Origin of the sequence: Pseudomonas sp. IzPS59, from assembly GCF_014863505.1 — a bacterium.
Taxonomy (GTDB): Bacteria; Pseudomonadota; Gammaproteobacteria; order Pseudomonadales; family Pseudomonadaceae; genus Aquipseudomonas; species Aquipseudomonas kribbensis.
Genome location: NZ_CP062251.1, coordinates 3,642,272 through 3,665,280 on the forward strand (window position 1 = coordinate 3,642,272; position 23,009 = coordinate 3,665,280).

The following is a 23,009-nucleotide window of genomic DNA, read 5'->3' on the forward strand; positions in this document are numbered from 1 at the left end:
CAAAGAGGTGAAGAAATGTCAAAGGAATCACGCCCTGCCGTACTTGGGCTGATCGGCAATACTCCGCTGGTACAAGTCACCCGCTTCGATACCGGCCTGTGCACCCTGTTTCTCAAGCTCGAATCCCAAAACCCCGGCGGCTCGATCAAGGATCGTATCGGCCTGGCGATGATTGACGCCGCCGAGCGCGACGGTCGCCTGCAACCCGGCGGCACCATCGTTGAAGCGACTGCCGGCAACACCGGCCTGGGCCTGGCACTGGTGGGTCGCGCCAAGGGTTACCGCGTCGTGCTGGTGGTACCGGACAAGATGTCCACGGAAAAAGTCCTGCACCTCAAGGCCATGGGCGCCGAAGTTCACATCACCCGCTCCGATGTCGGCAAGGGTCACCCCGAGTACTATCAGGACGTCGCCGCCCGTCTGGCGAAAGACATTCCCGGCGCGTTCTTCGCCGACCAGTTCAACAACCCCGCCAACCCGCTGGCCCACGAATGCAGCACCGCGCCAGAAATCTGGGCGCAGACCGAGCATGATCTGGATGCCATCGTGGTCGGCGTCGGCTCCGCCGGTACGCTGACCGGCCTGACCCGTTTTTTCAAACGCGTACAACCGGACCTCGAGATGGTCCTGGCCGACCCGGTCGGTTCGGTCATGGCTGAATACAGCCGCAGCAAGCACCTCGGCACTGCCGGTTCGTGGGCGGTGGAAGGCATCGGCGAAGACTTCATTCCGTCGATCACCGACCTGTCGAGCGTGCGCAGCGCGTACTCGATCAGCGACGAAGAAAGCTTCGATCACGCCCGCCAGTTGCTGCGCTCGGAAGGCATTCTCGGCGGTTCATCCACCGGCACCCTGCTCGCCGCCGCGCTGCGTTACTGCCGTGAGCAGACTGTGCCGAAACGTGTGGTCAGCTTCGTCTGCGACACCGGCACCCGCTATCTGTCGAAGGTCTACAACGACCAGTGGATGACCGATCAGGGCCTGTTGCAGCGCAAGCGCTACGGCGATCTGCGTGACCTGATTGCCCGTCGCTTCGAAGACGGCAAAGTGGTCAGCGTCGGCCCGGACGACACCCTGATGACCGCGTTCCAGCGCATGCGCCTGGCGGATGTTTCGCAACTGCCGGTACTGGTGGAAGGCAAACAACTGGTCGGTGTGATCGACGAATCGGACATTCTGGTGCGCGTACACGAAGATGCCACGCTCTTCAGCAAACCCGTCGCCAGCGCGATGACGGACAAACTGCAAACCCTCGCCCCCGCCGCAACCCTGGCTGAACTGGAAGCCGTGCTCAGCAGCGGCCTGGTGGCGATCATTGCCGACGCTTCGGGCTTCCACGGCCTGATCACCCGCGTCGACATGCTCAACCAACTACGGAGATCCCTTGCATGAGTCAGCACGACAAGAACGCCCGCCCGCAGGGTTTCGCCACCCGCGTGATCCACGCCGGGCAGACGCCGGACCCGACCACCGGCGCGCTGATGCCGCCGATCTACGCCAACTCCACGTACCTGCAAGACAGCCCCGGCGTGCACAAGGGTTTCGACTACGGCCGCTCGCACAACCCGACGCGTTTTGCCCTGGAGCGCTGCGTGGCGGATCTGGAGGGCGGCACCCAGGCGTTTGCCTTCGCTTCCGGGCTGGCGACGATTTCCACGGTGCTCGAACTGATCGATGCCGGCTCGCATATCGTCTCGGGCAATGACCTGTACGGCGGGACTTTCCGCTTGTTCGACAAGGTGCGCCAGCGCAGTGCCGGGCATCGTTTCAGCTACGTCGATCTGGCCGACCTGTCGGCGTTCGAGGCTTCGCTGCAGGACGACACGCGCATGGTCATGGTGGAAACCCCGACCAACCCGCTGCTGAGCCTGTCCGACCTCGCCGCCATTGCGCGCATCTGCAAGGCCCGCGGGATTATCTGCGTGGCCGATAACACTTTCGCCAGCCCGTGGATTCAGCGTCCGCTGGAGCTGGGTTTCGACATCGTGCTGCACTCGACCACCAAGTACCTGAACGGTCACTCCGACGTGATCGGCGGGATCGCGGTCGTCGGTGACAACCCTGCACTGGCCGAGCGCCTGGGCTTCCTGCAGAACGCCGTCGGTGCGATTTCCGGCCCGTTCGACGCCTTCCTCACCTTGCGCGGCGTGAAGACACTGGCGCTACGCATGGAGCGTCATTGCAGCAACGCACTGGAACTGGCGCGCTGGCTGGAGCAACAACCGCAGGTCAAACGCGTCTACTACCCGGGTCTGGAGTCCCATCCGCAGCATGAACTGGCCAAGCGTCAGATGCGCGGTTTTGGCGGGATGATTTCCCTGGATCTGAACAGTGATCTGGCAGGCGCCCGGCGCTTTCTGGAGAACGTGCAGATCTTCGCCCTGGCCGAAAGCCTCGGTGGTGTGGAAAGCCTGATCGAGCACCCGGCGATCATGACTCACGCCACCATCCCGGCCGAAACCCGTGCCAAGCTCGGCATCGGTGACAGTCTGGTGCGTCTGTCGGTGGGCGTCGAGGATATCGAAGATCTGCGTGCGGATCTGGCGCAGGCACTGGCCAGTATCTAACCCGCAGAAACGTCAAAGCCCGCACGAAGCGGGCTTTGGTGTTCGAGTAGGCGGCCAGTGCTGGTCTCTGGCTTACGAGGTTTCTCAGGACTCCCACAGTACAGGCAATGTGCTCTGCTGCTTCACACGGCATAAGGGCTGGAACCCAGCGCGGGGTTCTTTCTAACCGTGTACCCTTCGGAACGCGCCCAACGCTTCCTCGCTATCCGCTTGCGCATCAGTCTGCGTCTTCGCCTACATCTTGAGCCTAGCAAACACGCTGCTTTGCGCTACGCGGCTTTTAGATTGATTTTCTTCTAGCGCTTGCCTGCAAGGAAGTTAACCGACTATCGCCTTCGTGCTCCCGGACCTGCCACCCGATCGGGACGAACTATACTTTTTCAGTTCGCTGTTCAGGTTTCATGCAAAACGTCGACACCCGTGCGCCTTGCGGCGTGCCCGTGCCAATCGCCAATCTGGTTAACCCCGGGGCCAACGAGCCACACCGTCCACCGACGGGGAATGCTCGGATGCTGGGTGGCTGATGGGTCGTGGAGAAAATCATGAAACACAAGCTTTGGTCAGGCATGGTCCTGGCAGTCGCGGCAACGGTGGTGGTGATGCCCGAAGTCTGGGCGGCGCAGGCGCAGGCTGTGGCGTCTGACGGGGCGGATCATGTGGGTGCGGGTTCGGTTGCCTCGGATGGTTCGGATCACGTGGGCGCCAAGGCCGTCGCATCTGATGGTTCCGATCATGTGGGTGCCGGAGCAGTTGCTTCCGATGGTGCTGATCATGTGGGCGCCGGGGCAGTTGCTTCCGATGGTGCCGACCATGTGGGCGCCGGGGCAGTCGCTTCCGATGGTGCTGATCACGTGGGCGCTGGAGCAGTCGCTTCAGATGGGGCCGATCATGTAGGTGCTGGCGCAGTCGCTTCCGATGGCGCAGATCACGTGGGTGCTGGAGCGGTTGCCTCTGATGGCGCCGATCACGTGGGCGCTGGGGCAGTCGCATCCGATGGTGCTGATCGCGTGGGCGCTGGAGCAGTCGCTTCAGATGGGGCCGATCATGTGGGCGCGGGCGCAGTCGCTTCCGATGGCGCAGATCATGTGGGCGCTGGCGCAGTCGCTTCCGATGGTGCCGATCACGTGGGCGCGGGCGCAGTCGCTTCCGATGGCGCCGATCACGTGGGCGCCGGCGCAGTCGCATCCGATGGTGCCGATCATGTGGGTGCCGGGGCAGTCGCCTCCGATGGCGCCGATCACGTGGGCGCTGGCGCAGTCGCTTCCGATGGCGCAGACAAGGTGGACGCCAGACGGCTCGCCTACTCTCGCCGAGGTGTGGGCTCCGATCAGGTCGCGTCTGCCCTCATGACCGGCAGTTATTCAGACCAGTTCAACAGTCCTCAGTAATGCTGTTCGGCGCAACCGGCGGCCTGCCGGTTGCGCCGCACTAGCACATTTGTGCTAATCGACCACCCCGTTCCCTGGCGTTATATTCCCTCGCAACCCCCGACACTCCCCAACATTGCCGCTGCGCAGTGCGCGGGATCGTTGTGCCTGGAAAAACAACAACACCAAGGAAGCAACACCATGAACCTGTACCTCAACGTCGCCAGAATCACGGTGCTCGGTGCCCTGCTTATCGGCGCCACCGGTTGCCAGACCGCCAAGCCCACCGAAGACAGCATGCGCGAACGGGCCCAGACCGTCATCGGCAAGCCCGTCTCCAAAATCGGCAACATCCGCAACGACAGCACCCTGACCTACTACACCGCCTACACCGCCGCCGGCGAATACAACTGCGAACTGCCCAGCGGCGCAATCATCGCGGTCGCCAGCATGGGCATCATGACGCCTCCGCTGTCCTGCCTGCCCAAAGGCGCATCGCCGATTCCGGTTCAGTAAACCGTTACACCGCCTTCTCATCCGGTAAAGGATTCCGTTCGATCATGAAAACACTCATCGCCACCCTCAGCCTCGCCGCCGTCGTGCTCACCGGCTGCGCCACACCGAAACAATGGGAAGCCACCGGCGGCAGCAAGACCGATGGCGTCGTCCAGGTTTCCTATGAACTGGGCCAGTTCGAAAGCGGGCAAACCTCTGCCGCCCAAGGATTGGCCACGGCAGAAGGACGCTGCAAGGTCTGGGGCTACAAGAGCGCCGAGGTGTCCGGCTCGGAGAAAAACATCTGCCGCACCATGGGCCAGTACAACTGCCTGCAAACCACCATTACGCAGGACTATCTGTGTAAGCGCTGACCGCTTCGGTCTGCCGGTCGCGCAGCGCACGCAAGGTCGCGCGCAGCTCGGCCGGGCGCACCGGTTTGGCCAGAATGGCAATCTGGCGGTCATGCAGGGCCGCCTGGATTTTCTCGATGTCGTGCCCGGTGATGATCATGGCCGGCACCGCAAAACCCCGCTGTCGACGAACTTCATCGATGCACTCGATACCGGTACTGTGCGAGCCGAGGTCATAGTCGGCGACGATGATGTCGCAGTCGGTGACCAGCCCCTGCCCCGTCAGTTCGGCCTGCACGACGCAGCCCCAGCGCTCGAGCAACGCCGAGGTCGCCAGCAGAACGTTGCGATCATCCTCCACCAGACACACCTTCAACCCCGTCAGCAATCCGACCTGACGAACCTCGTCGCGACTGACCGGCAACTGCGGTGCCGCCCGTGACAAGCCCCGCAGCGTTACAGCCGTGCCGTGCCCCAGCCGCGAGCGAATCAGCACATCGACACCGATCATCTGCCCCAGCCGCTTGACGATCGACAGGCCCAGCCCCACGCCTTCAACGTCCTTGTCACGCAATTGACGGACCCGATAAAACTCCTCGAAAACCCTGGGCAGATGTTCCTCGGCAATGCCGCTGCCACGGTCATACACCACGATGCCCAAACCCGCGCCCTTTCTGCGCACACCCACCAGCACCGGCCGCTGCGCGCCATATTTGAAACAGTTGGACAACACGTTCTGCACCATGGTCGCCAGCAAGGCCGGATCCGTGTACACCCAATGCTCGCAACGGTGCAGACGCAGATCCACTCCGGCCCAACGCGCTGCTTCGGCATTCTGGCGAATCAGCTCCGTCAGCCACTGCCCCAGCTCCAGCGTTTGCATCCTGGGTTGAACCCGGCCGTTATCGAGGGTGTACAGATCGAGGATCGAGCGGAAAAGCTGCGACACGTTGAGCAGCGAACGGTCGATGTTGTCCACCAGCCGCCGCTCATCCTCGCCCAGCCGCGATTCGCGCAGGCACGCGGTAAACAGACCGATGGAGTGGATCGGCTGGCGCAGGTCATGACTGGCCTGGGCCAGGAATCGCGATTTCTCCAGATTCGCCGCGACGGCTTCTTCAGATGCCTTGCGCGTGCGCTCCAGCAACAGGTGCGCATACACCGGAATCACCGTGCTGGTGATCATCAGCATCAACACCATGAACGGTTGCGCCTGCCAGTACGGCGTCAACCGATAGACCGCCAGCAGCGCAAGCAATGCCAATACCGTGGCGATCGCCAGATAGCGCGAGCCATAGCGCATGCCGTTACCGAGGTTGACCCAGACCATGACGGCATAGATGGGCAGCGCAGCCTCGCCACCGACCACCAGCCCGAAGCAGGTGCCGGTGTAATCGTGGACCATGCCGAATATCCGCCGCGCCGGGTAATGCCCCGGCCAACGCACGATGGCCTGACGCAACCCGACGGAGGCCAGCAGAAACAGGGCAATGTAAGTGACCACCGGCAGATAGGTATCGAAGCGCTGGCCCGGCAGGAAACCGAGCACGCCCATGTAAACCAGCGCGATACTGGCGATGATGATGCGCAGATTGGCCTGGTCGAGCTCGGTGTTCTTTTCGAACTTCATGGGGAACGTCCTTGTGCGGCAATCGTCAGAATCAGCACGAACCGACAGGCAACGCCTTCGCCCGGTGCTAAGGTGCACGCCGTGAGAAATGTCGACCCAGGGAGGGTTGCGCCATGACATGCCGAATCATCATAGCCGACGATCATCCGCTGTTTCGCGAAGCGATGGTGCGCACGGTAAGTCGTCTGTTGCCTGAGACGCAGATCGAAGAAGCCGGCGATCTGGAGGCGGTGCTCGCCCTGCTGCCATCGGGTGATGAACCCGACACCTTGATCCTCGATCTGCGCTTCCCCGGCCTGACTTGCGTCAGTCAGCTCGGCGAACTGCGTCGGCGCCTGCCGCGCACCACACTGATCGTCGTGTCGATGGTCGATGACGAGGCGTTGATCGGCGAAGTCATGACCGCCGGCATCGATGGTTTCATCGGCAAGAACATCGCCCCCGACGAGATCGGCGAGGCCATCCTGGCGATCCGCGAAGGCGAAGTGCTGGTGAAGTTCGCCCCGTCGGGTCTGCTGCCACTGGAAACCGGCGCCGCCCTCACTCCGCGTCAGCAGGATGTCCTGCGGCTGATTGCCCAAGGCAAGACCAACAAGGAAATCGCCCGTGAACTGGATATTTCCCCGTTCACGGTGCGGATTCATGTGTCGTCGTTGTTGCGGGTGCTCAACGTGCCGTCGCGGGCAGCGGCGGCAGTCAAGTATTCCGGTGCGGGTTAGCGTCCGCAGCCGTGATTACGGATCAACCTGCGCCATCAGTTCCTGCACCGACTCCTGTCGTTTCGCATAACGCTGCGCCAGCACCGCGCAGACCATTAACTGGATCTGGTGGAACAGCATCAGCGGCAGAATCAGCACACCGATGGTGCTGCCGGCAAACAACACCTGCGCCATCGGCACACCGGTGGCCAGGCTCTTTTTCGAGCCGCAGAACAGGATGGTGATGCGGTCTTCCAGATTGAAGCCGAACAACTTGCCCAGCAGCGTCGATGCCAGCAGCACCAGCCCCAGCAGAATGCAGCAAGCCACCACCAACCCCAGCAGGTCGATCACCGGAATCTGGTGCCAGATGCCTTCGTTGACGGCTTCACTGAACGCGCCGTAGACCACCAGCAGAATCGAACCCTGATCGACGAATTTCAGCCAGTTCTTGTTGCGGCCGACCCAGGCGCCGATCCAGCGGCGGGCGATCTGCCCGGCGATGAACGGCAGCAGCAGTTGCACACTGATTTTCAGGATCGCGTCGACGGTCGAACCGCCGTCGCCATGCACGTTCAGCAACAACGTCACCAGCAACGGCGTGAGAAAGATCCCGAACAGACTCGACGCCGCCGCACTGCAGATTGCCGCCGGAATGTTGCCCCGGGCCAGCGACGTGAAGGCAATCGCCGACTGCACCGTGGCCGGCAATGCGCAGAGGTAAAGCATGCCCATGTACAGGTTGTCACCAATCATCGGCGACAACAGCGGTTTGAGCGCCAGCCCCAGCAGCGGGAACAGGACAAAGGTCAGGCCGAACACCAACAGATGCAGGCGCCAGTGACCGGCGCCGGCAATGATCGATTCGCGGGACAGCTTGGCGCCGTGCAGGAAAAACAGCAGCGCAATTGCAATGTTGGTCAGCCAGCCGAAGCCGACCGCGACCTGGCCGCTGGCGGGCAGGAAGCTGGCCAGCAGCACCACGGCGACGAGAGTCAGGGTGAAGTTATCGGGCAGGAATCTTGGGCGCGTCATGGTTTGTTCATCCGGGGGTTGCCAGTACGTGGAAGCGACTCTAACGTGACTGGAAATTACCGACTAACGCCGAAGAGCCGCAAGATGCCGCCAAAAGGACACGACAAGAGCGTCAGACGCAGCATTCCCGGGCTGCCCAGCCTGCCGCGTCCGTTGTACGGACGCACAGAATCGCTGCCCAATCGCGCCCTGACCCGCCGCCACAGTCATCCGTGGGTGCAATTGTCTTACGCGATCCAGGGCGTACTTGAAGTTCAGACCGCCGCCGGTCGTTTCGTCGCCCCGCCCGAGCGGGCCGTGTGGATTCCGGCGGGGGTGCCGCATCGGGTATTCAGTTCGCCGCACACGGAAATGCGCAGCCTGTACATCGATTGCAGCGTCGCGGGTTGGGCGCTGGAGCGTTGTCATGTGCTCGGCGTCAGCGATCTTTTGCGGGAGTTGATCCGGGCCTTCAGTCAGATTCCTGTCGAGTATGACCAGAGCGGCCCTCATGGACGTCTGGCACAGGTGATCCTCGATCAATTGGCCGAAGCCCCGCAAATCGACCTGATGCTGCCACTGCCCCAGGACATCCGTTTGCGGCAGATTTATCAAAGTCTCGAGCAACATCCGGAACAGCAGACCACACTCAGTCACTGGAGCGAAAAGTTCGGCGTGACCGAGAAAACCCTCAGCCGGCTGTTCCTGCGCGACACCGGCCTGACCTTCCGCGCATGGCGCCAGCGCTTGCGTTTGCTGGGAGCGCTGACGCCGCTGGAGCGTGGCGAACGGGTCACCGAAGTGGCTCTGGCCTGCGGTTATGATTCGACATCGGCGTTCATCGCAGCCTTTCGCCAACAGTTTGGCGAGACGCCCGGAGAATTTTTTCGCTGATTTTTGTCGATATTTATCGAATTAGGACATGCCAATCGACAAACTTCAGGGTAGAGTTTCGTCCATCAAGAATGATTGACACGTTTCGACGATAACAATGATCACCCCCCCCTTTAGCGAACCTGTCGGCGGTAACAGCATGATCGAAGTCACTGAAGTCTCCATTGCTCAACTGCGCTCGGCGCTCGAATCCGGCCAGACCACCGCGGTTGAACTGGTCCAGGCCTATCTGGCGCGTATCGATGCCTATGACGGCCCGCAAACCGACACTGCCCTGAACGCGGTGATCGTGCGCAACCCCGAGGCCTTGAAGGAAGCCGAGGCGTCCGATGCCCGCCGCGCCAAGGGCGAAACCCTCGGTCCGCTGGACGGCATCCCCTACACCGCCAAGGACAGCTATCTGGTCAAAGGCCTGACCGCTGCGTCCGGCAGCCCGGCGTTCGCCGATCTGGTGGCCCAGCGTGATGCGTTCACCATCGAGCGCCTGCGCGCCGGCGGTGCGATCTGCCTGGGCAAGACCAACATGCCGCCGATGGCCAATGGCGGGATGCAGCGCGGCGTCTACGGCCGCGCTGAAAGCCCGTACAACGCCGCTTATCTGACTGCGCCGTTTGCTTCCGGCTCGTCGAACGGTGCCGGTACCGCCACCGCTGCAAGCTTCTCGGCATTCGGTCTGGCGGAAGAGACCTGGTCGAGCGGTCGTGGCCCGGCGTCGAACAACGGCCTGTGCGCCTACACGCCGTCGCGCGGGGTGATTTCGGTGCGCGGCAACTGGCCGCTGACGCCGACCATGGATGTGGTGGTGCCCTACGCGCGCACCATGGCTGACCTGCTGGAAGTCCTCGACGTAGTCGTCGCCGAAGACACCGACACCCGTGGCGACCTGTGGCGCCTGCAACCCTGGGTGCCGATCCCGAGCGTCGCCTCGGTGCGCCCTGCTTCCTACCTTGATCTGGCGGTGAAAAGTGATGCCCTGGCTGGCAAACGCCTCGGCGTGCCGCGCATGTACATCAACGCCGACCCTGAGGCCGGCACCAGCGAAGCGCCGGGCATTGGCGGTCCGACCGGGCAGCGCATCAACACCCGCGCCTCGGTGATCGACCTGTGGAAACAGGCTCGTCAGGCCCTCGAAGCCGCCGGTGCCGAAGTCATCGAAGTGGACTTCCCGCTGGTCTCCAATTGCGAAGGCGATCGTCCGGGCGCACCGACCGTGTTCAATCGCGGCATCGTCTCCAAAGAGTTCATGCACCACGAATTGTGGGACCTGTCGGCCTGGGCCTTCGATGACTTCCTGCGCGCCAACGGTGATCCAAAACTCAACCGTCTGGCGGACGTCGACGGCCCGAAAATCTTCCCGCACGACCCGGGCACCCTGCCCAACCGTGAGGGCGACCTCGCCGCCGGGATGGACGAATACGTGCGCATGGCCGAACGCGGCATCACGCCGTGGAATCAGATCCCGACCCTGCCGGACGGTCTGCGCGGTCTGGAGAAGACCCGCAAGCTCGACCTCGAAGACTGGATGGATCGCCTCGGCCTCGACGCCGTGCTGTTCCCGACCAACGCCGACGTGGGCCCGGCTGACGCCGACGTCAACCCGGCCTCGGCGGACATCGCCTGGAGCAACGGCATCTGGGTCGCCAACGGCAACCTCGCAATCCGCCACCTCGGCGTGCCGACCGTCACCGTGCCAATGGGCGTGATGGCCGACATCGGCATGCCGGTCGGGCTGACGTTTGCCGGTCGCGCCTATGACGATTCGACGTTGCTGCGTCTGGCAGCAGCGTTCGAAGCGACCGGGTCGAAACGACTGGTGCCGCCACGCACGCCAGCACTGGTGGCAGGCAAGTAAATGCAAAACGGCGGGGTCAATTGATCCCGCCGTTTTTTTATCGCTCTGCCAGCTCTTCCAGCAAATCCGCCGAAGGCACGAAGAACAGACTGCCAGTCACCGCCGTGCTGAAGTCCAGCAACCGGTCGTAATTGCCGGGCGGTTTGCCGACAAACATGTTTTCCAGCATCTGCTCCAGCGGCTCGGGCGAACGCGCGTAACCGATGAAGTAAGTGCCGAATTCACCTGCGCCGGGCCGACCGAACGGCATGTTGTCGCGCAGGATCTTCACTTCCTCGCCGTCCTTGGTGATGGTGGTCAACGCGCTGTGGGAGTTGCTCGGCTTGACCGAGTCATCCAGCTCGATATCGGACAGCTTGGTGCGCCCGATCACCCGCTCCTGCGCTTCGACCGGCAATTCGTTCCACGCCTTCATGTTGTGCAGATACTTCTGCACCAGCACATAACTGCCGCCGCTGAACGTCTGATCTTCATCGCCTACGAGGGTGAAATGCTCGGCTTTGCGACCGACCGGATTCTCCGTGCCGTCGACGAAACCGATGATGCTGCGCATGTCGAAATAGCGAAAACCCTGTACTTCATCAGTCACAGTAACGGCGCCGTCCAGCGCCGACATCAATTGCGTGGCCAACTCGAAACACAGGTCCATCTGATCGGCACGGATGTGCAAAAGCAAATCGCCAGGCGTGGAAACGGCGCGCCGCCCTTCTATACCGAATTCGCGAAACTCATGCAGGGACGCCGGTCGTGGACTGCCAAACAGACGATCCCAGGCGCTGGAGGAAAACCCGCAGACGCAGGACAGGTTGCCCGAGGGCACGCGCTTGCCGACCGAGCGTGTCAAACCTGCGATATCGGCGCACCAGCCGCGGACCTTTTCGGCCGCCTCGGCTTCGGCATTGAGGGTCGCCACGATGAAAATCGCAGCGCTGGTGATCGGGCTGCAGACGGCTTGAGGATCTGGCGTGTCGATGATCGTCGCTCCTGGCATGGTGGGCTGGCTCGACAGCGAGGTTAGCAAAGAAGTGTTGAATGAAGTATTACCCGTGCGCTGCACATGGCGATCGACACTTCGGTATTCACGAACAATACCCACGAAATAAACGATTTTTCTTCGTCGGAATTCTCCCACTAGCATGGCCCCGTCTACCCCGAAAAACATAAAGACAGGGAGAACGACATGCACCCTATCAACATCGGCGAACCCTGGATGTGGGCCGCCTTCATCGTTTTTGTCCTCGCCATGCTGGCCGTTGACCTGTTTGTCTTCGGCGGGCGCAAGGCGCATCGGGTCTCGGTGCGCGAGGCCTCATCCTGGGTGATAGCGTGGTGCATGCTCGCGCTGGCCTTCGCCGGGCTGCTCTGGTGGTATCTGAACGGTGAATTCGGCCCCGAGATCGCCAAGGTCAAGACCCTGGAATTCCTCACCGGTTATCTGATCGAGCAATCGCTGTCGATCGACAACATGTTCGTATTCGTGATGATCTTCGGCTACTTCGCCGTGCCGCCGGAGTTGCAGCGCAGGGTGTTACTGTACGGCGTACTCGGGGCGATCGTGATGCGCGCGGCGATGATCTTTGCCGGCGTGTGGCTGGTGTCGCAGTTCACCTGGCTGCTGTATGTGTTCGGCGTGTTCCTGATCATCACCGGGATCAAAATGCTGGTGTTCGCCGAACAGCAACCGGACCTCGATAACAATCCGCTTCTGCGCTGGGTGCGCGGGCATCTGCGGATCACAAATGGCTTTCATGGCGAGCGCTTTTTCGTGCTGCAGAACGGCGTGCGCTGGGCCACGCCGATGTTTCTGGTGCTGGTGCTGATCGAGGCCAGTGACCTGATGTTCGCGGTCGACAGCATCCCGGCGATTTTCGCGGTGACGACCGATCCGTTCATCATTTTCACCTCGAACATCTTCGCGATCATGGGCCTGCGGGCGCTGTACTTTCTGCTGGCGGACATGGCCGACCGCTTTCATCTGCTCAAGTACGGACTGGCGCTGGTGCTGGTGTTCATCGGCGGGAAGATGACGGCAATGCCGTGGTTTCACATGCCGGTGGAGTGGTCGTTGGCGATTGTTGGCGGGCTGATTCTGGCGTCGGTGTTGCTCAGTCTGGTGCTGACGAAGGACAAGTCGCCCGAAGAAAGTCAGGCGAAATGACAGCCGTGGGAGCAAACGGCTCCCACGGCTTTGAACCTATTTATCGGACTTGATGCTGGTCCACACCCGCGTCCGCACCCGCTCGAGTTTCTGCGGCAATGGCTGCACCACGTACAGCGTCTTCAACGCCTCGCTGGTCGGCGTCAGGTTCGGGTTGCCGGTGATTTCCTTGTTGATCAGCGGCAGCGAATCCTTGTTGGCATTCGGGTAGCCGAGGAAGTCGCTGATCGAGGCGATGACCTTCGGATCGAGCAGGTTGTTGAGGAACTCGTGGGCCTCTTCAACGTTTTTCGCGCTCTTCGGAATGGCGAAGGTGTCGAACCAGATCGGCGCGCCTTCCTTCGGCAAGCGCCAGTCGACCACCACACCGTTCTTCGCCTCTTTGGCACGGTTGCCGAACTGGTAGAAGCTGCCTGAGTAACCGATGGCCACGCAGATATCGCCGTTGGCGATGTCGGTCATGTACTTGGCCGAGTTGAAATAAGTGACGTAAGGGCGAACCTTGAGCATCAGGTCCTTGGCTTTCTCATAGTCCGCCGGGTTCTGGCTGTTCGGGTCGAGCCCCAGATAATGCAGGGCCAGCGGCAGGATTTCCGACGGCGAATCGAGCATCGCAACACCGCAGGATTTGAGTTTTTCCATGTTCTCCGGTTTGAACACCAGATCCCAGCTGTCCACTGGCGCATTCTCGCCCAGCGCAGCCTTGACCTTGGCCGGGTTGAAACCGATCAGCACCGTGCCGACCATGTAGGGCACACCGTATTGATTGCCGGGGTCGTTGGAATCGAGCAGCTTGAGCAACGCCGGGTCCTGGTGACTCCAGTTCGGCAGTTTGGACTTGTCGAGTTTCTGGAACACGCCGGCCTTGATCTGGGTATCGAGGAACTGGTTCGACGGCACCACCAGGTCGTAGCCGGAGTTGCCGGTCAGCAGCTTGGCTTCGAGGGATTCGTTGGTGTCGAAGGTGTCCCAGGTCACTTTGATGTTGCTTTTGGCGGCGAAATCCTTGGGCACCGACGGCAGGATGTAATCCGCCCAGTTGTATACCCGCAGTTCGCGCTGTTCGGCCTGAACGGCGCCGGCCAGCAGCGTCAGGCTGAAAACAGTAGCGCCCAGAATGCGTTTCATCGTGACCATATTGTGTTTCCCCGAATGCAGCGTGAGTCGATGGTTTTTATGTTCTGTACACGGCAGCGGCTGTCAGGTCAGCCAAGGGCAAGGAAGGTGCAGCGTCTTGTTGTGGCTTCGATTCTTGCCGACAAGCGCACAAGACGCACAGTAGCCGATTGGCCAAAAGGGGATCGATATGGCCAATTTGAGTGACCGCCAGAATACTGAAACGACAATGCCCGGCGCGTGGCCGGGCATTGTTTGAACAGACGGCGAACGGTCAGTCAGTAAAACCCAACTTTGCCGCCCTGCTCTGCTGCGTCTGCCCGCGCGTCGCCAGGCAGTAATACAACGGGCAGGTCACGATCAGGCCGACCAGCCATGACAGGTCCGCACCGTCCACCAGATTGGCGTAGGGGCCGACGTACAACGATGTGTTGGCGAATGGCAGCTGCACGATGATGCCGATGAAATAGGCAATGATCGCGTGCAGATTGAAGCGCCCGTAGATCCCGCCATCGGCGCGGAAGATCGAGGCGATGTCGTAACTGCCGCGCTTGATCAGGTAGAAGTCGATCAGGTTGATCGACGCCCACGGCACCAGCACCAGCAGCAGCGCCAGAATCAGTCCGATGAACTCGGAAATGAAATCAGCCGACGCCCCCAGCGCCACCACACAGCACCCCGCCAGCACGACGCTCGACAAAATCACCCGCACCTTGATGCTCGGCGTCCACTGGCTGGCGAAGGTCTGGATCGAGGTGATGATCGACAGCACCGCGCCATACAGATTCAGCGCGTTGTGGCTGATGATGTTGAGCAAAAACAGCACCATCAGAATCGGCCCCAGCCAACCCGTAGACTGCTTGACCGCCGCCATCGCCTCGGTGCCTTCCGGCGTCGCCAGCACCGCTACTGCGCCGAAGGTGAACGACAAAATCGTGCCCAACGTAGCGCCCAGATAAGTCGCGATAAATGGCTTGCTGATCCCGATGTCCGCCGGCAGGTAGCGAGAATAGTCCGAGACGTACGGCGAGAAACTAATCTGCCAGATGATGCCCAGCGACACCGTCGCCAGCCACCCGGACAGATTGAAGCTGCCACGGGTAAAGAAGTCCGCCGGCAAGTCATGGGCAAAGATGTAGATGAACCCGGCCAGCAACGCACTGCCCATCACCCATGTGCCGATGCGATTGAGCGTATGAATGAAGTTGTAGCCGATCACGCCGATGGCCGTGGCGCTGAGGGCACCGATCAGGATGCTCAATGGCGCCGGCACCGACGGCGCAATGCCGACAATGGATTTGCCCGCCAGCACGATGTTGGAAATGAAGAAACCGATATAGATGATTGCTGCGAAGAACACGATCAGCAGCGCACCGTAGCGCCCGAACTGGCCACGACTCTGCACCATCTGCGGAATGCCCATGCGCGGGCCTTGTGCCGACGCCAGGGCGATCACCACCCCGCCGATCATGTGCCCCAGCGCAATCGCCAGCAGCCCCCAGAACAGATCGAGATGAAACACCTGAACCACCATCGCGCCGGTAACGATGGGCAGTGGCGCAATGTTGGTGCTGAACCAAAGAGTGAAAAGGTCGCGGGCCTTCCCGTGGCGTTCCGCGAGTGGGACGTAGTCGACCGTGTGATTCTCGATCAACGGATCTTGCCGGGACATCTGGGACATATATGAACTCGATTGGGTCTGTTCTTATCGTTGTATGAAGCCAAACCGGGGACGTTCTTGGCCGCCCCTCAGATGAACACCATATTATGGTATTCCAACATTTTCACAAGACTGATCCGCTGTTTGCGGCAGCAACTGATCCGGCATCCTCCCCGATAGCCAGGCTTTACGGCTAGACGAAAGGCCCGTAAATGTTGAGTTTCCGACGAATGCACCACGTTTATCGTTTCACCAAAAAAGCGCTTGCAATCGATGTATTACGGTATACCATCAGACCCACAAACGAATAAAAACACGCTTCACCGCACTCGAGGATTGACCAATGATCGATGCTGCCGTCTACAAACAAGTCATGGGCTCGTTCCCGTCCGGCGTCACCGTCATCACCACGCTTGATGACGACGGCCAGATCGTCGGTCTGACCGCCAGCGCATTCAGTTCGCTGTCGATGGACCCGGCCCTGGTGCTGTTCTGCCCCAACTACAGCTCCGACTCCTATCCCGTCCTGATCAAGAACAAACGTTTTGCCATTCACGTGTTGTCCGGCGGCCAGCAGAGCGAAGCCTATGCGTTCGCCCGCAAAGGCAAGGACAAGGCCCAGGGCATCGAGTGGACACTGAGCGAACTGGGCAACCCGATCCTGGCCAACGCGACAGCTATCATCGAATGTGAGCTGTGGCGTGAATACGAAGGCGGCGACCACGCAATCATGGTCGGCGCGGTGAAGAACCTCATCGTGCCCCAACAGGACGCCGGCCCCCTGGTGTATTGCCACGGCAAGATGGGCGCCCTGCCCGCCTTCGCCTGATCCGCACGATTGCATTTAAACAGGCCTGCAAGCGACCGGCCGACCACAAGAGATTCGAGGTAGCGTCATGAAATTTTCCCTGTTCGTACACATGGAACGCTGGGACGAAAGCGTCAGCCACCGTCAACTGTTCGAAGACCTGACCGAACTGACGTTGATGGCCGAGGCCGGCGGTTTCAGCACCGTGTGGATCGGCGAACACCACGCCATGGAATACACCATCTCGCCGAGCCCGATGCCGCTGCTGGCCTACCTCGCCGCCAAAACCACCACCATTCACCTCGGCGCCGGCACCATCATCGCGCCGTTCTGGCACCCGCTGCGGGTCGCCGGTGAATGCGCCCTGCTCGACGTGATCAGCAACGGCCGGATGGAAGTCGGCCTGGCCCGTGGCGCCTATCAGGTGGAATTCGATCGCATGGCCGGCGGCATGCCTGCTTCCAGCGGCGGCCAGGCGCTGCGGGAAATGGTCCCGGTGGTGCGCGCCCTTTGGCAGGGCGACTACGCCCACAATGGCGAGATCTGGAAATTCCCTACTTCCACCAGCGTGCCAAAACCGATCCAGCAGCCCAACCCGCCAATGTGGATCGCCGCCCGCGACCCGGACTCTCACAACTTCGCCGTAGCCAACGGCTGCAACGTGATGGTCACGCCGCTGATGAAGGGCGACGAAGAAGTCCTCGACCTGAAAAACAAATTCCAGACCGCGCTGGACAACAATCCCGAAGTGCCGCGTCCGCAATTGATGGTGCTGCGTCATACCCACGTGCATTCAGTGGATGACCCGGAAGGCTGGAAGGTCGGCGCCAAAGCCATCTCACGTTTCTACCGCACATTCGATGCGTGGTTCGGCAACAAGGAAGTACCGGTGAACGGCTTCCTCGCCCCGAGCCCGGAAGAGAAATTTGCCGGCCGGCCGGAGTTTGAGCTGGAGAGTCTGCACAAGACGGCGATGATCGGTACCCCGGAAGAGATCATTCCGCGGATCAAGTACTACCAGGAACTGGGGGTGGATGAGTTCAGTTTCTGGTGCGACAACAGCTTGCCGCATGCGGAGAAGAAGAAGTCGTTGGAGCTGTTTATCAAGCATGTGGTGCCGGCGTTTAGATAAGTCTGCTGCCTGCCAAATGAAAACGCCCCGATAAATTCGGGGCGTTTTCGAATGGATTTATCCCAGTATCAATACTGATAATCCAGAAAGAAAAATACAGCGTATAAAACAAAGGCGAAGACTGCCAACGCAGCACGCCATTCGGGATCAGCATCTCTTCCCAACCCACCCGGGGCAATTGAAATGCTCGCACCGCAAAAGTAGCAGTAGACCCCCTGCGCAAACCACAGTTGAACCGCGAGCACAGTGAAAAAACGTCCCCAACTGCCATTGAACTGAAAATAACCGTTTATGAGTGCCGCCACCAACAAGGCAACACCTACACCGTGGCGATATTTGAAAAGCGCTGCAACCATTGAGTTTTCGGAGTTACACATCAACCGCTCCATTAGCAGGATCGTGCCTGGGCTTTCGTTCCCGTTATTGTGAAGGAACAGAACCGCCCTTTTTCATCTTTCCTTTCAAACCCTATAACCTGCGGACCTCATCAGAGCAAGCACGGTCTCATCGAATTGCTCGTCCGACATACCTCTAATTGATCTAACACTTTTCCAGTGCCATATCGCAGGCAGAACTTTACTGTCCAAGCGATCAAACCTCGTCAAGAAAACATTAGCCAATTCATACTTGTCCATACCAGGTTCAGCCTCCAGAATCCTATTAAATATCCTGCTTGGCAGCTTTCCCTCAAGAATTTCCATTAATAAATTTACATTATCCGAGAGCAATACATACAACTCCTGTTTTTAAATTTGAACTGAAATCACATACTCCACACCAAGTTCATTTTGCAAAGATTCAGCCAGAAGCTTACCTTCCTCCCTAAACTCAAACTCCAAGGCCTCACTCTTAAAACCTGAATTTGGTGGGTAGTCCCTATCTAGAGTTTCATCGTACTTGGCAGCCCAAGCTTTCAAGCGCAAGTTAAGCGCATCAGAAATTGGAAGATCCAGAGGATCGATATCGCCATACTCATCGGGATGAAATATTCCATAAAGGATGACATTCGTAATCAGGCATCAATTTTATAAATTTCACTTAATTCTCCATCCTGGATTCGCACCAACTATAAACCCATCACTAAATCAAGTAAACCCGCCTCCTTTTCTTAAAAAACGAAAGGGGGCAGATTTATTAAATCAAATAAATCTGCCCCCTTTGATTCCAGCCCCCTTTGACTCCAAGTTAAATAAATTTTTTCTTGTGAAAAACTGGACAAATTTATTGAATCATATAAATCCGTCCGGCTTTACTGTTATTACAGCCTAGATAAAATCCTTCTCAACCAAAAAAACTTTCCCTTCAAAATCAGAAATACCACTTACAAATGACAGACAACCATTATTTTCAACAACACTAAATCCACAAACACCACAGTCGAAATATACACCTACACATCCCTCATCCAAACCTTCGATTCGATATTCAAATATTCTGTGTATTTTCTTCCCAACAAAATCATTAAGCACAGGCATCCGCATCACAGGATAATCAACGTCACCACCCAAGCTTAAATTCAATTCAACCTCGGGCTCAGGCTCGTCGCTAGTAAATATCGCGACTCCCTCCCCAATATTTAGCGAACACCACTGAGACTTCTCAAGCTTGAAAAAAAGTACCAAAACCTCGCAGACCGGGATCCCATTCAAATAAAACGATCTGGCTCGAAACTCATTAAATTCCTCATTTAAGAACATAAATAACCCAATCAGAATTTACGACAAAAAATGGGACGGTTTTATTTAATAAAATAAATCCGTCCCCTTTTTCTACGTCCCCTTTTTCTAAAATATTATCAATTCCATTTTTTTCTACTTGCTCTTCAAGCAGTTGGCGCGCTCGAAAATACCAATCCTGATGCCATCCGCCAGATAAAACCAACAAGATGACCCGCCACATGAAACTCTCTACTGGGCGCTCAAAAACATTTTCAAATTGATAATCGACATATCCCATTATCTGCTCATGAGGCCACCCCTTCGTCACCGCATGATCACGGCACCCCTCGTAATAACACTCCAGCGCCCATGATTTAAGGACTTCATAAGTAACGCGCTCTTCGTGCAACATCTCAGGTTCCTTTTTTCTTGGCTGGACGAATTACACCACCATTATCGAAAACGTTGACTGAAAACAAAAGGGGACAGATTTATTAAATTAAATAAATCTGTCCCCTTTTTTATTCCCCTCTCTTTTCCTCTTTTCTTTTTTTTCGAAACAAAGGCTACTGAAGAATATAAACAGTCACATCTGAAGAATTCTCTGTCGTGCTTGTTAAGCTGCCTCCAGTATATCCATGCTTTCTCAGAAATTCCGTATCCTCATCGCTCCAGTGTTCTATGACGGTCGAACTTATACCAACACCACACTCATCTGTGACCCGACCATTATCATTTAATTTACCAACGATTGCGCCTAGCTCCTCAGGATCAAGGGATTCAAGCCACTCAGTATTTGTCTGCATCATATTAAAAATATCCTATTGGTTGAATCGAAGTCATACTCAAGCTTTAGTTTATCGAGATTTCCTCCAACTCAACCCCCTTCAACTGAGTTTCCTCTAGCACTGAAAAATCATCAGAATTGTCATGCAGCCCATGGGATATTACAAAACTCTTACCACCTGAAAAACTAAAACGCAAGCCAACTTCGCTTGGGCGTTGGCTCTCCACCGCATTCATGTGCACACGCTTAAGTATCGCTACATGGCTTACACAACAACCGATCAATTGCCCCCAAAAAACAGTTGAGAACCCTCCAGACTCAGAGATAGCGAACAGTTCTTCATCACTACCCAAAGAGGCCGGACCTTGACCCGCAACCCTCGCTGCTTCATCCCAAACGATGACACTATTCAGAGACGGGTCACTCGAAAAGCCAAGAATTACGCCATCCTCAAAATAGACAGCTAAAGGTCCGGCAGTTAATGAGAAGGCTAATTCATCCTCGATACCACACTGAGCAGAAACTTCCGAGGCAGGCCACCAGCTATACCTAACAAGCTTGGAGACTGGCTTGCCAGTGAGCCGCCGAAGAAGCTCAATTGTCATAGACGGTATCATTGAGGTCATATGCTTAGCACCTATTTAAATGGACCATTCTTCTGTGCTGCCTGAATCAACAAATCGATCATTCGAAGATTATTTTTTGACGGTGTGGCATTAAAGTTAACGGCAAGCGGATCAGCAACCACGACACGCCCCTCGTTGCTAATGAGGAACTGCAGGTCGTTGATCTGGATATTGTTATTTACGAGTTTATCTCGAATACCTTTCAGATCTGAAATGCTTTGTTGATTGAGGAGTGGCGAATCCCCAACAATGCGCACTTTTCCGTCCATCAGCCTCACGACATCTTTTGACCCTTGAGCAAACTGGTCCATCAGCATGCCGGGGGTTCCGTCAACACTCACGGCTTTAGGGTTCACTGTAGGAATTCCCGAATCATGCAGCTTTCCGAGCATATTAATCTCATCGGAAATCGCCTGCGAATTCGTTCCATTACGCAAGACGCCAACAGCTTGATTGTCTCCATAGCCATAAACATCCTTATTACCGCCGCGTCCTAGCAAGTCTCCAAGATCAGCACGACCAATGTTCGAACCAGCAACGACGTCAGTACTTTTTGAAACTGTCGCTTCCGGCCTAACGACTGCCAAAACCTCCTCAGCCGTTAGCTTAGCGCCAGTTTTCGCTTCGATCTCCATTAAAAAGCGTAGATCGCTGAGTTCTTTGGCCGTTAAGCCTCCAGCTGCAGCCCCCACCCCGACGGGAAGTGCTTCTGACAACCCCAAATCAGCAGTAAAGATCCCGGCTTGGTTAACGCACAACACTGGATTGGCTGCGCAGGCGCTTGCTGTACTCGTGGTCAGCTCTCCAAGAAAAGCGAGCACTTCTGGCGCAACAGCAATGATCCCCGCGGCAGCCAACAATTTCACCGCATTAGCCGGATCCCCTTTCGGAAGGTGGTCGGAAAAAAGGGGACAGATTTATTAAATCAAATAAATCAGTCCCCTTTCTTTTTCAGACCTTGGAGTAGTTTTTGGGGATCCCTCAGAACCTGCCCCCCTTGCCTCAATTACTCTTTGACCCCACTCAAAAGCTCCTGCACCAAGATTGGTGACAATCAAATAAATCCGCCCCCTTTTCCTAATCTTAAAAAACACATCCAACTAGACTGAAAACCTTTTTGAATAACGCTCCTCTAATCTTTCAGCAGATCTTAAAACACTGCCTCCTTCGTCCGGAAAGTAGTCAGAGTACACATCAGCTGCAATTTTCATAAGGAAAACGTAGTCACCCACCGGGATGCTTGAAGTCTCCACTTCGCCCAAAAATAAACTGACCTCATCAAAACCTTCTGGATCATCCCAGTCCTGATCAAGGGAGTAAAAAAAGCCTTCACTCACTGAAAATCCATACCCCCGCGAAGCGTCGTGAATAAACGCTGGAAAATTAGTCTTCCCTCTAACTATAGCAGCCTCTATCAAATGGTAAAGATCTTCATAATCTAAACCAGTTGAAGAAAACGAATCCTTGAGACTATCAAGCCAAACCAAATTATTCATAATTTCGTCCTCGGCGGCATAGTAATAAATGAATTCGTTATTTCTCCATTCTTGCTATTGCGCGTCACCTGAAAGTAATATCCATCAACATTAATACTAGCTTCCCTCAACGCTGGAGTGGCTTTAAACAACGACTCGGCTTCAACTGCTGCCCTACTAGACATATCAGCAACTTCACTATCAGGCAAGACCTTTGGATCGTAAATCGTTTTTGTTGATGTAGGCTTATAACCACCTATCAACTCGCCCTTAGTATTGGTTCTAGGTAACTGATAGCTATACTCAACAAGGCCAGGATAACGAACGTCAGTAATTTTTTTGGAGATTTTCGCTCCGGTTATTTCAACCGATTCTAGGAAGGCATCAACATAGAAAAAAAGGGGACAGATTTATTAAATCTACTTTTCGGATAGCTTACCGGCCTAATGAATAAAATAAATCTGTCCCCTTTTTTAATTCTTTTTTAATGCACAACCCACGGATTTTATTGACCTGGACACCCTCATTGCCGAGTCGCTGCATTGCGCTGGCGAACATATCCGTACCTGAAGCTTCAAAATAAGGATGGTCCTTTGCCGCGCGAATTTCAAACGCCAGAACGCCTTCGTCATTCACTCTGACAACCAATCCCGCTACTCCATCAGTAAAAAAGGGGACAGGTTTATTAAATCAAATAAATCCGCCCCCTTTTCTTGTCC

25 protein-coding genes are annotated in these 23,009 nt (G+C 57.2%); 12 read left to right on the forward strand and 13 right to left on the reverse strand.

Annotation, left to right across the window (positions count from 1 at the left end; all coding sequences use genetic code 11):
- The first annotated feature begins 15 nt into the window (after positions 1-15).
- The 6 genes from IF189_RS16185 to yecR all read left to right on the forward strand — a co-directional run bounded on the left by IF189_RS16185 (position 16) and on the right by yecR (position 4,803).
- Positions 16-1,392: a pyridoxal-phosphate dependent enzyme gene (locus IF189_RS16185; RefSeq protein WP_085711346.1), complete on the forward strand. Its 1,377-nt coding sequence runs from the start codon at positions 16-18 to the stop codon at positions 1,390-1,392.
- Entirely contained in the window at positions 1,389-2,567 is a 1,179-nt protein-coding gene (locus IF189_RS16190; RefSeq protein ID WP_085711347.1) for a cystathionine gamma-synthase, read from the forward strand. The genes IF189_RS16185 and IF189_RS16190 overlap by 4 nt, the downstream gene beginning before the upstream one ends.
- Positions 2,568-3,287: 720 nt before the next feature.
- Positions 3,288-3,461, forward strand: a complete 174-nt coding sequence (locus IF189_RS16195) for a hypothetical protein (RefSeq protein WP_167748744.1) — start codon at positions 3,288-3,290, stop codon at positions 3,459-3,461.
- A gap of 21 nt (positions 3,462-3,482) precedes the next feature.
- Positions 3,483-3,917 carry a hypothetical protein gene (locus IF189_RS16200; RefSeq protein ID WP_167748743.1) on the forward strand — a complete coding sequence of 145 codons (435 nt, stop codon included), beginning with the start codon at positions 3,483-3,485 and terminating at the stop codon, positions 3,915-3,917.
- A gap of 218 nt (positions 3,918-4,135) precedes the next feature.
- Entirely contained in the window at positions 4,136-4,450 is a 315-nt protein-coding gene (locus IF189_RS16205; protein WP_085711348.1) for a hypothetical protein, read from the forward strand.
- Positions 4,451-4,494: 44 nt separating this feature from the next.
- Complete coding sequence (yecR, locus tag IF189_RS16210) at positions 4,495-4,803, forward strand: YecR family lipoprotein (protein WP_007950440.1); 309 nt, start codon at positions 4,495-4,497, stop codon at positions 4,801-4,803.
- Here the strand turns inward: yecR and IF189_RS16215 are convergent.
- Entirely contained in the window at positions 4,775-6,412 is a 1,638-nt protein-coding gene (locus IF189_RS16215; protein WP_192551900.1) for a hybrid sensor histidine kinase/response regulator, read from the reverse strand. The two genes, yecR and IF189_RS16215, sit on opposite strands and share 29 nt — an antisense overlap.
- Before the next feature lie 113 nt (positions 6,413-6,525).
- Between IF189_RS16215 and IF189_RS16220 the strand changes: the two genes are divergently transcribed.
- Complete coding sequence (locus tag IF189_RS16220; protein WP_134826433.1) at positions 6,526-7,131, forward strand: LuxR C-terminal-related transcriptional regulator; 606 nt, start codon at positions 6,526-6,528, stop codon at positions 7,129-7,131.
- 15 nt (positions 7,132-7,146) lie between these two features.
- On the opposite strand, the gene IF189_RS16225 is transcribed toward IF189_RS16220, so the two are convergent.
- Positions 7,147-8,145 carry a bile acid:sodium symporter family protein gene (locus IF189_RS16225; RefSeq protein ID WP_114883627.1) on the reverse strand — a complete coding sequence of 333 codons (999 nt, stop codon included), beginning with the start codon at positions 8,143-8,145 and terminating at the stop codon, positions 7,147-7,149.
- Positions 8,146-8,229: 84 nt separating this feature from the next.
- On the opposite strand from IF189_RS16225, the gene IF189_RS16230 reads away from it, so the two are divergent.
- Both IF189_RS16230 and IF189_RS16235 read left to right on the forward strand, forming a co-directional pair.
- Positions 8,230-9,018 carry an AraC family transcriptional regulator gene (locus IF189_RS16230; RefSeq protein ID WP_085711354.1) on the forward strand — a complete coding sequence of 263 codons (789 nt, stop codon included), beginning with the start codon at positions 8,230-8,232 and terminating at the stop codon, positions 9,016-9,018.
- 139 nt (positions 9,019-9,157) lie between these two features.
- Positions 9,158-10,870, forward strand: a complete 1,713-nt coding sequence (locus IF189_RS16235; protein WP_192551901.1) for an amidase — start codon at positions 9,158-9,160, stop codon at positions 10,868-10,870.
- A 37-nt stretch (positions 10,871-10,907) separates the two neighbouring features.
- Here the strand turns inward: IF189_RS16235 and IF189_RS16240 are convergent, their stop codons facing one another.
- Positions 10,908-11,861 (reverse strand): Dyp-type peroxidase, encoded by a 954-nt coding sequence (locus tag IF189_RS16240; RefSeq protein ID WP_192551902.1) that lies wholly within the window; start codon positions 11,859-11,861, stop codon positions 10,908-10,910.
- Positions 11,862-12,050: 189 nt separating this feature from the next.
- Between IF189_RS16240 and IF189_RS16245 the strand changes: the two genes are divergently transcribed.
- Positions 12,051-13,028, forward strand: a complete 978-nt coding sequence (locus tag IF189_RS16245) for a TerC family protein (protein ID WP_192551903.1) — start codon at positions 12,051-12,053, stop codon at positions 13,026-13,028.
- A 36-nt stretch (positions 13,029-13,064) separates the two neighbouring features.
- Here IF189_RS16245 and IF189_RS16250 read toward each other — a convergent pair whose 3' ends face one another.
- Positions 13,065-14,165 (reverse strand): polyamine ABC transporter substrate-binding protein, encoded by a 1,101-nt coding sequence (locus tag IF189_RS16250; RefSeq protein WP_134826430.1) that lies wholly within the window; start codon positions 14,163-14,165, stop codon positions 13,065-13,067.
- A 253-nt stretch (positions 14,166-14,418) separates the two neighbouring features.
- Complete coding sequence (locus IF189_RS16255; RefSeq protein ID WP_114883635.1) at positions 14,419-15,825, reverse strand: purine-cytosine permease family protein; 1,407 nt, start codon at positions 15,823-15,825, stop codon at positions 14,419-14,421.
- Between the two features lie 322 nt (positions 15,826-16,147).
- On the opposite strand from IF189_RS16255, the gene IF189_RS16260 reads away from it, so the two are divergent.
- Positions 16,148-16,633, forward strand: coding sequence for a flavin reductase family protein (locus IF189_RS16260; protein WP_007950450.1), 486 nt, complete (start codon positions 16,148-16,150; stop codon positions 16,631-16,633).
- A 67-nt stretch (positions 16,634-16,700) separates the two neighbouring features.
- On the forward strand, positions 16,701-17,744 hold the full coding sequence (locus IF189_RS16265) for an LLM class flavin-dependent oxidoreductase (RefSeq protein ID WP_085711360.1): 1,044 nt from the start codon (positions 16,701-16,703) through the stop codon (positions 17,742-17,744).
- Positions 17,745-17,812: 68 nt separating this feature from the next.
- On the opposite strand, the gene IF189_RS16270 is transcribed toward IF189_RS16265, so the two are convergent.
- From IF189_RS16270 to IF189_RS16305, 8 genes are all read right to left on the reverse strand, one after another.
- On the reverse strand, positions 17,813-18,121 hold the full coding sequence (locus IF189_RS16270; RefSeq protein WP_134826427.1) for a hypothetical protein: 309 nt from the start codon (positions 18,119-18,121) through the stop codon (positions 17,813-17,815).
- Between the two features lie 888 nt (positions 18,122-19,009).
- The gene (locus IF189_RS16275; protein ID WP_134826426.1) at positions 19,010-19,264 is read right to left on the reverse strand and encodes a hypothetical protein; all 255 of its coding nucleotides are present in this window, start codon (positions 19,262-19,264) and stop codon (positions 19,010-19,012) included.
- A gap of 163 nt (positions 19,265-19,427) precedes the next feature.
- Entirely contained in the window at positions 19,428-19,814 is a 387-nt protein-coding gene (locus IF189_RS16280; protein WP_192551904.1) for a hypothetical protein, read from the reverse strand.
- A gap of 154 nt (positions 19,815-19,968) precedes the next feature.
- Positions 19,969-20,211 (reverse strand): hypothetical protein, encoded by a 243-nt coding sequence (locus IF189_RS16285; protein ID WP_134826424.1) that lies wholly within the window; start codon positions 20,209-20,211, stop codon positions 19,969-19,971.
- A gap of 43 nt (positions 20,212-20,254) precedes the next feature.
- Positions 20,255-20,794, reverse strand: a complete 540-nt coding sequence (locus tag IF189_RS16290) for a hypothetical protein (RefSeq protein ID WP_225739906.1) — start codon at positions 20,792-20,794, stop codon at positions 20,255-20,257.
- Between the two features lie 32 nt (positions 20,795-20,826).
- Positions 20,827-21,681 carry a hypothetical protein gene (locus tag IF189_RS16295; RefSeq protein WP_134826422.1) on the reverse strand — a complete coding sequence of 285 codons (855 nt, stop codon included), beginning with the start codon at positions 21,679-21,681 and terminating at the stop codon, positions 20,827-20,829.
- Between the two features lie 234 nt (positions 21,682-21,915).
- Positions 21,916-22,311: a hypothetical protein gene (locus IF189_RS16300; RefSeq protein WP_134826421.1), complete on the reverse strand. Its 396-nt coding sequence runs from the start codon at positions 22,309-22,311 to the stop codon at positions 21,916-21,918.
- A 414-nt stretch (positions 22,312-22,725) separates the two neighbouring features.
- Positions 22,726-22,926: a hypothetical protein gene (locus tag IF189_RS16305; RefSeq protein WP_134826420.1), complete on the reverse strand. Its 201-nt coding sequence runs from the start codon at positions 22,924-22,926 to the stop codon at positions 22,726-22,728.
- Positions 22,927-23,009 lie beyond the last annotated feature (83 nt).

Coding starts and splice junctions, on each gene's coding strand:
- IF189_RS16230 (WP_085711354.1), top strand. CDS start 8,230: ATGCCGCCAAAAGGACACGACAAGAGCGTCAGACGCAGCATTCCCGGG.
- IF189_RS16280 (WP_192551904.1), bottom strand. CDS start 19,814: ATGTTGCACGAAGAGCGCGTTACTTATGAAGTCCTTAAATCATGGGCG.
- IF189_RS16290 (WP_225739906.1), bottom strand. CDS start 20,794: ATGACAATTGAGCTTCTTCGGCGGCTCACTGGCAAGCCAGTCTCCAAG.
- IF189_RS16255 (WP_114883635.1), bottom strand. CDS start 15,825: ATGTCCCAGATGTCCCGGCAAGATCCGTTGATCGAGAATCACACGGTC.
- IF189_RS16205 (WP_085711348.1), top strand. CDS start 4,136: ATGAACCTGTACCTCAACGTCGCCAGAATCACGGTGCTCGGTGCCCTG.
- IF189_RS16270 (WP_134826427.1), bottom strand. CDS start 18,121: ATGTGTAACTCCGAAAACTCAATGGTTGCAGCGCTTTTCAAATATCGC.
- IF189_RS16220 (WP_134826433.1), top strand. CDS start 6,526: ATGACATGCCGAATCATCATAGCCGACGATCATCCGCTGTTTCGCGAA.
- IF189_RS16260 (WP_007950450.1), top strand. CDS start 16,148: ATGATCGATGCTGCCGTCTACAAACAAGTCATGGGCTCGTTCCCGTCC.
- IF189_RS16300 (WP_134826421.1), bottom strand. CDS start 22,311: ATGAATAATTTGGTTTGGCTTGATAGTCTCAAGGATTCGTTTTCTTCA.
- yecR (WP_007950440.1), top strand. CDS start 4,495: ATGAAAACACTCATCGCCACCCTCAGCCTCGCCGCCGTCGTGCTCACC.
- IF189_RS16285 (WP_134826424.1), bottom strand. CDS start 20,211: ATGATGCAGACAAATACTGAGTGGCTTGAATCCCTTGATCCTGAGGAG.
- IF189_RS16215 (WP_192551900.1), bottom strand. CDS start 6,412: ATGAAGTTCGAAAAGAACACCGAGCTCGACCAGGCCAATCTGCGCATC.
- IF189_RS16235 (WP_192551901.1), top strand. CDS start 9,158: ATGATCGAAGTCACTGAAGTCTCCATTGCTCAACTGCGCTCGGCGCTC.
- IF189_RS16225 (WP_114883627.1), bottom strand. CDS start 8,145: ATGACGCGCCCAAGATTCCTGCCCGATAACTTCACCCTGACTCTCGTC.
- IF189_RS16245 (WP_192551903.1), top strand. CDS start 12,051: ATGCACCCTATCAACATCGGCGAACCCTGGATGTGGGCCGCCTTCATC.
- IF189_RS16265 (WP_085711360.1), top strand. CDS start 16,701: ATGAAATTTTCCCTGTTCGTACACATGGAACGCTGGGACGAAAGCGTC.
- IF189_RS16250 (WP_134826430.1), bottom strand. CDS start 14,165: ATGGTCACGATGAAACGCATTCTGGGCGCTACTGTTTTCAGCCTGACG.
- IF189_RS16240 (WP_192551902.1), bottom strand. CDS start 11,861: ATGCCAGGAGCGACGATCATCGACACGCCAGATCCTCAAGCCGTCTGC.
- IF189_RS16200 (WP_167748743.1), top strand. CDS start 3,483: ATGGCGCAGATCACGTGGGTGCTGGAGCGGTTGCCTCTGATGGCGCCG.
- IF189_RS16195 (WP_167748744.1), top strand. CDS start 3,288: ATGGTTCCGATCATGTGGGTGCCGGAGCAGTTGCTTCCGATGGTGCTG.
- IF189_RS16185 (WP_085711346.1), top strand. CDS start 16: ATGTCAAAGGAATCACGCCCTGCCGTACTTGGGCTGATCGGCAATACT.
- IF189_RS16190 (WP_085711347.1), top strand. CDS start 1,389: ATGAGTCAGCACGACAAGAACGCCCGCCCGCAGGGTTTCGCCACCCGC.